Here is an 11,883-nt window from a genome sequence, read left to right as displayed (position 1 = left end):
GTACTTGGGTACATTGGCAGGTCACAGATCGCCAATTTTCCGGACAAGAGGCCCCGGCCAACATCGCCGCACAGCGTTGCGTCGAGCCAGGCCTGACGGCACACAAGATCAATAAAGATCCATAGAGATCAGCAAAGAACACGTTAACTCTGAAATCAAAAACCATGCAAGACACCACTTCAAAACCGGGCGGCGACCGTTGGCAATTCTGGATAGACCGCGGCGGCACTTTCACCGATATCGTCGCCAAAAAGCCTGACGGTTCGCTCGTGACCCACAAGCTGCTGTCGGAAAACCCGGAGCAGTACCGCGATGCAGCGGTGGCCGGCATCCGCCACCTGTTGGGTCTGAAAGCGGGCGAGCCGATACGCGCCGACGTGGTGGACTGCGTGAAGATGGGAACGACCGTGGCCACCAATGCACTGCTGGAGCGCAAGGGTGAACCGACATTGCTGGTGACCACGCGCGGCTTTCGGGATGCGCTGCGCATTGCCTACCAAAACCGCCCCCGTCTGTTTGACCGCCACATCGTGCTGCCCGAATTGCTTTACAGCGCGGTGGTGGAGGCCCAGGAGCGTGTGGGCGCGCAAGGCGAGGTGCTTCAGGCGCTCGACGAAGTGCTATTAAAAAAGGAGCTGCTTGCGCAGTACCAGAAAGGGCTGCGAAGCCTTGCGATTGTTTTTATGCATGGATACCGGTTCACGGAGCATGAAAAGGCCGCCAAGCGCATCGCGACCGAGGTGGGTTTTACCCAGATCAGCACCTCGCATGAAACCAGCCCGATGATGAAGTTTGTGAGCCGCGGCGACACCACGGTGGTGGACGCCTACCTCTCCCCCATCCTGCGCCGTTATGTGGAACAGGTCGCCAGTGAGATGCCGGGGGTACGGCTCTTTTTCATGCAGTCTTCCGGTGGATTGACCGATGCGCATGTATTTCAGGGCAAAGACGCCATCCTGAGCGGCCCGGCGGGCGGCATTGTGGGCATGGCCCGCACGGCCGCAATCGCCGGCCATGCCAAGGTCATAGGCTTTGACATGGGCGGCACCTCAACGGACGTGTCGCATTACGCCGGGGAGTTCGAGCGCGAATTCGAAACCCAGGTCGCCGGCGTGCGCATGCGGGCACCCATGATGAGTATCCACACCGTGGCGGCGGGCGGCGGCTCCATCCTCAAATTTGACGGCGAGCGCTTCCGGGTTGGTCCACAGAGTGCAGGCGCGAACCCAGGCCCCGCCAGTTACCGGCGCGGTGGCCGCCTGGCGGTGACCGATGCCAACGTGATGGTCGGCAAGGTGCAGCCGCGCTACTTTCCGAAAGTATTTGGTCCCAATGCCGATGAGCCCTTGAGTTACGAGGCGGTAGAGGCCCAGTTCAACGAACTGGCGGGACAGACCGGCCGCAGTGCCGAGGTGGTGGCCGAGGGCTTCATCAACATCGCGGTCCAGCAGATGGCCAACGCCATCAAGAAAATTTCGGTGGCGCGCGGCTATGACGTGACACGCTACACGCTGCAATGCTTTGGCGGTGCGGGCGGGCAGCACGCCTGCCTGGTGGCCGATGCGCTGGGCATGACCAAGGTGTTTGTGCATCCGCTGGCGGGTGTGCTGAGCGCCTATGGCATGGGCCTGGCCGACCAGAATGTGATTCGTGAGCAGGCGGTGGAGCTCAAGCTCTCGGCCGCCGTGCTTCCGGAAATTGCCGACAAGCTCAACTCGCTCGCTGCAACGGCAGAGGCCGAGCTGCAGCGCCAGCAGGTCAGCACCGGCAGCATCACCACGCATCACCGCGTGCATGTGCGTTATGAAGGCAGTGACTCCGCGCTCATCGTGCCCTTCGGTACGCTGGACGAGATCGAGTCCGGGTTCGAAGCCGCTTACCGCCAGCGCTTTGCCTTCCTGATGCAGGGCAAGGGCCTGGTGGTTGAGGCCGTGTCGGTAGAGTCCGTGGTGGCAGGCGACGCGCCTGCCGAGCCGCGCCACACCACGCATGAGCCGCGTGAAGTACCTCGCCGCGAAACCGTGCGCATGTACTCCGGCGGCCAGTGGCATGACGCCGCGCTGGTGGTGCGTGAAGATCTGCGGCCGGGCGACATCATCTCGGGGCCGGCCATCATTGCCGAGAAGAACGCCACCACGGTCGTGGAACCGGGTTGGGAAGCCGCGCTGACGGCGCTGGACCATCTGGTGCTGGACCGCCGGGCTGAACGAGCCGTGAAATTTGCGGCGGGCACGACGGTAGACCCGGTGCTGCTGGAGGTCTTCAACAACCTCTTCATGAACATTGCCGAGCAGATGGGCCTGCAGCTGCAGAACACCGCTTACTCGGTCAACATCAAGGAGCGCCTGGACTTCAGCTGTGCACTGTTTGACACCGAAGGCAACCTGATCGCCAATGCGCCGCATATGCCGGTGCATCTGGGTTCCATGGGCGAAAGCATCAAGACGGTGATTCGCGAGAACGCCGGCAAGATGCAGCCTGGTGATGTGTATGTGCTGAACGACCCCTACCATGGCGGCACGCACCTGCCCGACATCACCGTCATTACGCCGGTCTACCTTGGTGCGGCCACACAGCCGACGTTTTATGTCGGTTCGCGCGGACACCATGCCGACATCGGCGGCACCACGCCGGGCTCCATGCCGCCGTTCTCGACATTGATTGAAGAAGAAGGTGTGCAGATCAACAATGTCAAGCTGGTGGAACGCGGCGTGCTGCGCGAGGCCGAAATGATTGCGCTGCTCAAAAGCGGCAAATACCCCAGCCGTAACCCGCAGCAGAATATGGCCGACCTGAAAGCGCAGATCGCCGCCAATGAAAAGGGCGTGCAGGAGCTGCGCAAGATGGTGGACACCTTCAGCCTGGAGGTGGTGCTGGCTTATATGCGCCATGTGCAGGACAACGCCGAGGAGTCGGTGCGCCGCGTGATCACGCGCCTCAAAAATGGCGAGTTCACCTTGCCGCTGGACAACGGCGCCCAGATCAAGGTGTCCATCCGCGTTGACGTCAAAGGACGCAGCGCCGAGATCGACTTCGCCGGCACATCGCCGCAGCAGACCAATAACTTCAACGCGCCAACGGCGGTGTGCATGGCCGCAGTGTTGTATGTGTTCCGCACACTGGTTGACGACGATATCCCGTTGAACGCGGGCTGCCTGAAGCCGCTCAAGGTCATCATCCCGCCGGGCTCCATGCTCAACCCGAACCCGCCGGCTTCGGTGGTGGCAGGTAATGTGGAAACGTCCACCTGCATCACCAATGCGCTTTACGGCGCGCTGGGTGTGATGGCAGCCGGCCAGTGCACGATGAACAACTTCACGTTCGGCAATGCCCGCCACCAGTACTACGAAACCATTTCGGGTGGTTCGGGTGCCGGCGGAAAGCTGGATGATGCGGGCAAGCTGGTGTCGGGTTTTGACGGCACCTCTGTAGTTCAGGCACATATGACCAATTCGCGGCTGACCGACCCGGAGGTACTGGAATTCCGCTTCCCGGTGCGGCTGGAAAGCTACGAGATTCGCCAGGGCTCCGGCGGTGCAGGCCGCTGGCACGGCGGCAATGGCGGTGTGCGCCGTGTCCGCTTCCTGGAGGCCATGACGGCCAGCATCCTGTCGAACGGGCGCAAACACGGCGCCTTCGGCATGGCCGGAGGTCAAGCCGGGCAGGTCGGGCAAAACGTTGTGGTCCGGGCGCAAGGCCAGATCGAAACACTGGGCCATATCGGCCAGGCCGAGATGCAGCCTGGTGATATTTTTGAAATCCATACGCCGGGCGGCGGCGGCTTCGGAAAAGCTTGACGCAATGCAGACAGGCCGGTTGGTGCCGGCCTGAGTCGCAGCAAACGCAGACACGTCACCATTGGTTATTGAGCCAAAGCACTTGACAGGCTGCGTTTGATCTTCCTGGCCGGAGCCATTCACCAGTACCTCTTTCAGGTGAAAATCTAAGGGTGGAAAACGCGCCTGCTGATGTGCCCTGGCTTTGGGGCAATCAAGCAGGTGGTGGGCCGCAATTCCCGTCGGGTCTTTTTGGATGAAATCCGGCTCTGGCGCAATCCTGGCAAGCGCAAGCAGCTATCAATTCAGGAGCAAATATGACCGCTTCGTTTATCGACAACTACCGGCTTCTGGCTCAGTACAACCGCTGGATGAATGAACGGCTGTATGACGCCTGTGAAACCCTGACCGATGAGGAGCGCCAGCGGGCCCGTGGCGCTTTCTTCGGCTCGATCCATCACACGCTCGGCCATCTGGTTCTGGCCGACCAGGTCTGGCTCAGGCGCTTTGCGCAATGTGGGGCAGACAACGGCATCCGTTTTACATCGCTGAACTCTGAAGTTGTCGACATGCCGCAGGCCTACACGCTGGACATGGTGCTGTACGAAGACTGGGCCGGGCTGAAAGCCAAACGGCAGCAGCTCGACGGTGCCATCGAGCAGTGGGCTGCCGACATGCCTGAGGCTTACCCGGCCATGACCATGCGCTACGCCAACTCGAAAGGGGTGCAGCGCGAACACGTGGTCTGGAAGGCCCTCACGCATTTTTTCAATCACCAGACACACCACCGGGGGCAGGCCACGACACTGGTCACGCAGGCCGGCGCCGCGGTGGGCGTGACGGACCTGATTGCGCTGGTGTAGAGGCCTTTGAAGTGCTATGAAATAGATAGCTGCTTGCGCCCGACCCTAAAGGGTTGGAAGCCAAAATTAACATAAAAAAACCCGCTATGAGCGGGTTTTTTATGGGTGCGGGCCAATTACTTCTTGGCAGCGCTTGCGGCAGGCTTGGCCGCCTCAACCTTGACTTCGGTCTTGGTTTCTTTTTTGGTGTCTTTCTTGGCGTCTTTTTTGGACGTTACCGCCTCTTTGGCATCTTTGGCCGATTCCACCACGGCATCTTTGGTCGCGATAGCCGCGCCCTTGACTGCATCCTTTGTGGCGATGGCTGCGTCTTTGGCCTTTTCGGTGACTGGCTTGTCGGCCTTCTTGCTGGCTTTGGCATCCGCTTTGGCTTCGGCCTTGGTTTTTGCCTTCGCATCTGCGGCGGCCGGGCCGGTATAGGCGGCACCCCCAACGGTCAGCCCTGCGGCCGAGAACTCGGCTGCGCGTTTTTCTCCAACACCTTTGACGCGGGTGATGAAGTCATCCCAGTTTTTGAACTCGCTTTTTTTGCGCTCGGAGATGATCAGCTTGGAGGTGACGGGGCCGATGTGTTTGATGCCGTCGAGTTCGGCCTCAGTGGCTTTGTTGACGTCGACCGCAGCAAAGGCCGCAACGAGAGACATGGCGGCGAAAAACGCCAGTACTTTCTTGAACATGGAAATCTCCTCAATGATGGATGGGCGAGGTGCGTTATGCACCCTTGTGAATAAAGGTGCTGCTTTTATAACGGGCTGGTCTCAGGCAGCGTTGACCCGCCTGGCGTGATTTGGGCTTAGGGAAACCCTAGGCCTCAGCTGTTCTTGCCCAGCCACTGCATGTAGGCAGTTACACCCGCTTGCACATCGGCAAAAACATGGCCACATCCGGTGGCGCGCAGGGCGCCCAGGTCGGCCTGGGTGTAGCTTTGGTACTTGCCCACCAAGGCCGGCGGGAAGGTGATGTAGTCGATGAGTCCGCCACGCACTGCATCTTCCAGGCTCAGTGCGGCAGCATCCTGTCCTTTGCGCAAGGTGTTTACGACCGCGAGGGCGACGTCGTTGAAGGGCTGGGCCCTTCCGGTGCCGAGGTTGAAGATGCCGGATTGTTCGGGATGGTCAAAGAACCAGAGGTTCACGGCCACCACGTCGTCAATGAAGACGAAGTCGCGCATCTGGCCGCCGGCGCCGTAGCCGCCGTATTCACCAAACAGCTTGACCTTGCCTTCGGCCTGGAACTGGTTGAACTGGTGAAAAGCCACGCTGGCCATGCGGCCCTTGTGCTGTTCGTGGGGGCCGTAGACATTGAAGTAGCGAAAGCCCGCAACCTGGGTGGCTGCGCCTTCAAACCGGTTGCCGAGTTCACGCCGCAGGCGCTGGTCAAAGAGCAGCTTGGAGTAGCCATAGACGTTGAGTGGTCGTTCGAATTCGGGCGATTCCCTGAACGTGTCGGATCCGCCGTAGGTGGCGGCCGACGAGGCATACAGCAGGCGTGTTCCCTGGTCCTGGCAGGCATGGAACAACTCGCACGACAGCGTGTAGTTGTTGTCCATCATGTACTTGCCATCGGGCTCCATCGTGTCGCTGCAGGCGCCTTCGTGGAACACGGCCTCAACCTGGCCATAAGCGCCTTCGGCAAAGAGGTCATAGAAGTCGTCGGCATCCACGTAGTCGGCGATCTGCAGGCCGGCCAGGTTCCGAAACTTGTCGCCTTCAGTCAGGTCGTCGACCGCGATGATGTCGTCGATGCCGCGGGCATTGAGGCCCTTGATGATATTGCTGCCGATAAAACCCGCAGCACCCGTGACTACTACTTTCATGAGGATTCCTTTAACCTGAGCCGCAATTTAATCCGCGGCAAACAGTTCGTCGTAACTGACCGTTGCGGTACCGAACTTGCCAACCACGATGCCACCGGCACGGTTGGCGATGGGCACAGCATCACGAAGGTTCATGCCCGTGGCCGCCATGGCCGCCAGTGTGGCGATCACCGTATCGCCAGCGCCAGTGACGTCGAACACTTCACGCGCCACGGCCGGTACATTCAGCTCACCCTGGGCGTCAAACAGGGTCATGCCTTCCTCGCTGCGGGTCAGCAGCAGGGCATCAAGATTGAGGGTTGTGCGCAGGTTGTGGGCTTTGGTGCGCAGCTCGGCTTCGTCGCTCCAGGTGCCGATCACRTGCTCGAGTTCGGCGCGATTCGGCGTAATGATGCTGGCGTTTTTGTAGCGCGCGTAGTCCGCCCCCTTGGGATCGACCAGCACTACCTTGCCGGCAGCGCGCGCCTGGGCGATCATCAGCACGATATGCGCGAGGCCGCCCTTGCCGTAGTCGGAAAAAAGCACGGCGTCGTGCTGCGTGTGCAGTTTTTCAAATGTGGCGGACTGGGAGGCGAGCACCTCGTTTTCCGGTGTGTTTTCGAAGTCGAGCCGGATCAGCTGCTGCTGGCGGCCGATGACGCGCAGTTTGACCGTTGTTTTGAGCCGTGCATCGCGGCCGAAGTAAGGGGCGATGCCGGTTTTTTCGACCAATGCCTCCAATTGGTGGCTGGCCTCGTCGTCGCCCACCACGGTCAGCAGCGAGGCTTGCGCGCCCAGCGTGACGATGTTGTAGGCCACGTTGGCAGCGGCGCCTATGCGTTCCTCGGTGCGCGTGACACGTACCACGGGCACCGGGGCCTCAGGCGAGATGCGGTCTACCGCGCCGTACCAGTACCGGTCGAGCATGGCATCGCCCACCACGAGGACACGGGCTTTGGCGATCTTTTCAGGGGATAGGGTTGGAACTGTCATGTATGTCTGTTCTAAAACGGCTCACCGCTCAAAGGCTGCTTTTCTTGCCAAGCGGACACCGCGGAACCGGCTTTGCCGGGCCGCCAGTGTCGCCCCCTGCAAGGGGGGAGGCGGAGCGAAGCGCAGCCACGGGGGTGTTCATAGTTCTTCTATCCGGCGGGTCGGGTAGCTGTCCCAGGCCTGGCAGCCGGGGCAGTGCCAGAAGTGCTGCGTGGCTTCAAAGCCGCACGCGGCACAACGATAGCGCATCAACGGCTTGGTTGCCTGACCCAGCGAGCGCTGCACCAGTGCGTGATGGTGCGCATCCTGGAGTTGTTCCCCTTCTATCCATTTGCCGGCGGCGACGAGGGACGCCTGGCGTTCCATGTGCCTGGCATACCACTGGCGTGCCGACGCAGGGTCTTTTTCCAGTTTGACGATGGCTTCAACCACGTCGATGGACGGTGCGTTGGCGTAACTGGTCTTCAGCAACTCCAGTGCGGCGGCTTCCTGGCCGCTTGCCTGGGCGATATTGGCAAGCAGGCCGGCGGCAAGTGGCAGGCCTTGCGGTGCCAGGTCTTCCAGCTTCTGCAATGTGCGCAAGGCATCCTGGGACTTGCCGAGCTGATGCTGCAGTTTGGCCAGGTCAATCAGTGGGCGGGCCGACACCGGGGCCATGGCCACAGCCTGCTGCAATGTCTCCAGGGCCTGGCTTGTGTCGCCTGCCGCTGCGGACGCAATGGCCTGCTCGCAGAGGTAATGCGCCTGCCGGGCACTGAAGCTGCCATGGCTGGAGGTACCCAGCCTGGCGGCGATTTCGGTTGCGTTAGGCCAATCCCGCGAGCGTTCATAAATGGACAGCAACGCAAGCCGGGCCTCTTCTTCGAAGGGTGTACCCTCCAGTTTGCGCAGCGCGATCTCGGCACGGTCCAGCAGGCCGGCTTTGAGGAAATCCAGGGCCAGTGCATGCTGGGCGCGGTCGCGTTCCGGTTGCGTCAGGTCGCCGCGCGACATCAGGTGTTCGTGTACGCGCACGGCGCGTTCGTATTCGCCGCGGCGGCGGAACAGGTTACCCAGGGCGAAGTGAAGCTCGGAGGTGTCGGGGTCGTTCTGTACGGCTTCGATAAAGGCGTCAATGGCCTGGTCCTGCTGCTCATTGAGCAGAAAATTCAAACCCTTGAAGTAGGCTTTGGGTGCCTGGCGGTTTTCGATGCGCAGTTGCCGCAAATCCAGTCGCGAGGCCAGCCAGCCCAAGGTAAAGGCGATCGGAAACCCGAGCAGGACCCAGGTGAAATCAAATTCCATGGTGGAGGGTGGAGGGGTCTTCGGTCACGGTATGGGGGCCCATGGTGGAGGAGGCATATTTGGCCGATCTGCGCTTTTTCCACCAGCGCGGCATCATGACAAGAATACCGAGCGCCAGCCCACAGGCGAAGACACTCAGGACAACCAGCACCAGAGGTGCTCGCCACATCGTGCCAAAGAAAAAATTCACCGAAACCGTTTGCTGGTTATTCAGTGCAAAAGCAAACAGCGTAAAAAAAATGGCTGCCTTGAGCAGCCACATGAGGTATTTCACTTGGTCGTCCCCCGTGGTGGTCTCGCGATTGTAGCCAGACCACCGGGGGAAAACAGCAAGACCTTACTTCGGATCCGTGACCGCCAGGAGCTCCTGGGTACGGGCATCCACCGTTTCCCGCAACGCCTTGCCCGGCTTGAAATGGGGCACCCGTTTTTCAGGGATGGCCACGCTTTCACCGGAACGCGGATTACGGCCCATGCGAGGCGGGCGGCGGTTGATGGAAAAACTGCCAAATCCCCTGATTTCGATCCGGTGGCCGCGCACCAACGCGTCGCTCATGGCATCAAGAATCGTCTTGACGGCATATTCGGCGTCGCGGTGCGTCAGCTGGCTGAATCGGGCTGCCAGTTCTTCGACAAGATCGCTTCGGGTCATGGATAAAGTAGCTGTACAGCGATGCAATCCGCCGGGGACGCATCACACCGCTGCACGGTCGCCTTACTTTTCGTTGTTGTCCAGCTTGGCGCGCAACAGGGCGCCAAGGTTGGTCAGGCCGGCGCTTTCGCGCGAAGACTGCTGGCTCAGGGTTGCCATGGCTTCCTGCTGGTCAGCGTTGTCCTTGGCTTTGACCGACAGCTGGATGTTGCGGGTCTTGCGATCCACATTCACCACAACTGMGGACACTTCGTCGCCTTCTTTCAGCACGTTGCRCGCATCTTCGACGCGGTCACGGCTGATTTCGCTGGCGCGGAGGTAGCCGATGATGTCTTCGCCGAGATCGATTTCAGCGCCCTTGGCATCAACAGTCTTGACCTTGCCGGTCACAATCGCGCCCTTGTCGTTGATCGACACGAACGTGGTGAACGGATCGGAATCCAGCTGCTTGATACCCAGGGAGATGCGCTCGCGGTCGACGTCGACTGCCAGAACGATCGCTTCGACTTCCTGGCCCTTTTTGTAGTTGCGAACGGCGGCTTCGCCGGGTTCGTTCCACGAGAGGTCGGACAGGTGCACGAGGCCGTCAATGCCGGCAGCCAGGCCCACAAAGACGCCGAAGTCGGTGATCGACTTGATGGGGCCCTTGACGCGGTCGCCGCGCTTGGTTTCCTGTGCAAATTCTTGCCATGGATTGGCCTTGCACTGCTTCATGCCCAGGCTGATACGGCGCTTGTCTTCGTCGATCTCGAGGACCATGACTTCGACTTCGTCGCCCAGTGCCACGAGCTTGCTCGGTGCCACATTCTTGTTGGTCCAGTCCATTTCGGACACGTGGACCAGGCCTTCGATGCCTGGCTCGAGTTCAACAAATGCGCCGTAGTCGGCGATGTTGGTGATCTTGCCGAACAGGCGCGTGCCTTGTGGATAACGGCGGTTCACGCCCATCCATGGGTCGTCGCCCATCTGTTTCAGACCGAGTGACACGCGGTTTTTCTCGGTGTCGAACTTCAGGATCTTGGCCACGATTTCCTGGCCAGCCGTCACCACTTCGCTTGGGTGACGCACGCGGCGCCATGCCATGTCGGTGATGTGCAGCAGGCCGTCAATGCCGCCCAGGTCAACGAACGCGCCGTATTCGGTGATGTTCTTGACGACGCCCTTGACGGAGGAGCCTTCCTTCAGGGTTTCCATCAGCTTGGCGCGTTCTTCGCCCATGGATGCCTCGACAACTGCACGGCGTGACAACACGACGTTGTTGCGCTTGCGGTCCAGCTTGATGACCTTGAATTCCATGGTCTTGTTCTCGTACGGAGACAAGTMCTTGATGGGGCGGGTGTCGATGAGCGAGCCGGGCAGGAAGGCGCGGATGCCGTTGACGAGGACGGTGAGACCGCCCTTGACCTTGCCGCTGGTCTGGCCGGTGACGAATTCGCCGGATTCCAGGGCTTTTTCCAGGCTCATCCACGAAGCCAGGCGCTTGGCCTTGTCGCGGGACAGCAGGGTGTCGCCATAGCCGTTTTCGACGGAGTCGATGGCCACGGAGACAAAGTCGCCGACCTGGACTTCGAGTTCGCCCTGGTCGTTCTTGAATTCTTCGAGCGGCACATAGGCCTCGGACTTCAGTCCGGCGTTGACGACGACGTGGTTGTGGTCGATGCGAACGACTTCAGCGGTGATGACTTCACCGGTGCGCATTTCAGAGCGCTGGAGCGATTCGTTAAATAGATCGGCAAAAGATTCAGACATGATTTTCCTCATCCACACAACAGGGTTCCAATAGCGGAATTGCTATTGTTTTTATAGCTGCTTGCGGCGGTTGCTTGCGGCCAGACGTTGAATAAGGCTGCGGGTTACGTTAATGAACCTGCTGACCAAGCGCAGGGTGCGCGTCGGGGGTCAGAAGGGCCGGGTGCCTTTCCACCAGTCAATCACCTGATCAACCGATTTTTCAATCGACAGATAGGAATTGTCCAGGGGACGGGCGTCATCAGCAGGCTTCAAAGGGGCGGCCTTTCGCGATGAATCGCGGGCGTCACGTGCCTCTAAATCTTGCTGAATCTCGCTGATTATAGCTGAATTTCCCTTTGAAATCAACTGCTTATGCCGTCGTTCAGCGCGGTGCCGGGCGCTGGCCGTCAGGTAGATTTTGAGCGGCGCATCGGGAAAAATGACGGTTCCCATGTCACGCCCGTCTGCTACCAGCCCGGGCAACTGCCGGAAACTGTGTTGCAGGGTCAGCAGCGCTGCGCGAACCTGGGGATGGGCCGAGACCCGGGAAGCGGCCATCCCGGCAGCTTCGGAGCGGATGGCTTCTGACACATCTTCCGCCCCGAGGAAAATCCGGTCGCCCTGAAAGCGAACCGGCATGGTGCGGGCGATTTGCGCAACAGCCGCCCCGTCGTCGAGCGAAACGTCGGCACGCAAGGCGGCAAATGCGCTCAAGCGATACAGGGCGCCGGAGTCAAGATAGTGGTAGCCGAGCCGTTGGGCCGTCAAAGCTGCCAGGGTACCTTTGCC

10 protein-coding genes are annotated in these 11,883 nt (G+C 60.4%); 2 read left to right on the top strand and 8 right to left on the bottom strand.

The features are described 5' to 3' along the window. The first annotated feature begins 164 nt into the window (after positions 1–164). Together AC1D1X_RS06080 and AC1D1X_RS06075 are read left to right on the top strand one after the other, a co-directional pair. Complete coding sequence (locus tag AC1D1X_RS06080) at positions 165–3,797, top strand: hydantoinase B/oxoprolinase family protein (protein WP_477667959.1); 3,633 nt, start codon at positions 165–167, stop codon at positions 3,795–3,797. Between the two features lie 296 nt (positions 3,798–4,093). Beyond that, positions 4,094–4,639: a DinB family protein gene (locus AC1D1X_RS06075; RefSeq protein ID WP_477667958.1), complete on the top strand. Its 546-nt coding sequence runs from the start codon at positions 4,094–4,096 to the stop codon at positions 4,637–4,639. 116 nt (positions 4,640–4,755) lie between these two features. Here AC1D1X_RS06075 and AC1D1X_RS06070 read toward each other — a convergent pair whose 3' ends face one another. The 8 genes from AC1D1X_RS06070 to cmk all read right to left on the bottom strand — a co-directional run. Continuing rightward, positions 4,756–5,316, bottom strand: coding sequence for a ComEA family DNA-binding protein (locus tag AC1D1X_RS06070; RefSeq protein ID WP_477667957.1), 561 nt, complete (start codon positions 5,314–5,316; stop codon positions 4,756–4,758). Positions 5,317–5,450: 134 nt separating this feature from the next. Further along, complete coding sequence (rfaD, locus tag AC1D1X_RS06065) at positions 5,451–6,455, bottom strand: ADP-glyceromanno-heptose 6-epimerase (RefSeq protein WP_477667956.1); 1,005 nt, start codon at positions 6,453–6,455, stop codon at positions 5,451–5,453. 27 nt (positions 6,456–6,482) lie between these two features. Next, a complete protein-coding gene (gene rfaE1 / locus AC1D1X_RS06060; RefSeq protein WP_477667955.1) occupies positions 6,483–7,427 on the bottom strand; it encodes a D-glycero-beta-D-manno-heptose-7-phosphate kinase in 945 nt (314 codons plus the stop codon). 138 nt (positions 7,428–7,565) lie between these two features. Next, positions 7,566–8,711: a lipopolysaccharide assembly protein LapB gene (gene lapB, locus AC1D1X_RS06055; RefSeq protein WP_477667954.1), complete on the bottom strand. Its 1,146-nt coding sequence runs from the start codon at positions 8,709–8,711 to the stop codon at positions 7,566–7,568. Then, complete coding sequence (locus AC1D1X_RS06050) at positions 8,701–8,985, bottom strand: LapA family protein (protein ID WP_457280053.1); 285 nt, start codon at positions 8,983–8,985, stop codon at positions 8,701–8,703. The genes lapB and AC1D1X_RS06050 overlap by 11 nt, the downstream gene beginning before the upstream one ends. Positions 8,986–9,048: 63 nt before the next feature. Further along, positions 9,049–9,363 (bottom strand): integration host factor subunit beta, encoded by a 315-nt coding sequence (locus AC1D1X_RS06045; RefSeq protein WP_477667953.1) that lies wholly within the window; start codon positions 9,361–9,363, stop codon positions 9,049–9,051. A gap of 63 nt (positions 9,364–9,426) precedes the next feature. After that, on the bottom strand, positions 9,427–11,112 hold the full coding sequence (gene rpsA, locus AC1D1X_RS06040) for a 30S ribosomal protein S1 (RefSeq protein ID WP_477697974.1): 1,686 nt from the start codon (positions 11,110–11,112) through the stop codon (positions 9,427–9,429). 150 nt (positions 11,113–11,262) lie between these two features. Then, the coding region (gene cmk, locus AC1D1X_RS06035) for a (d)CMP kinase (protein ID WP_477697973.1) at positions 11,263–11,883 on the bottom strand (621 nt) is incomplete at its 5' end.

This window comes from Polaromonas sp. P1_G4, from assembly GCF_056405475.1.
This window is presented reverse-complemented; position numbering and strand designations above follow the sequence as displayed.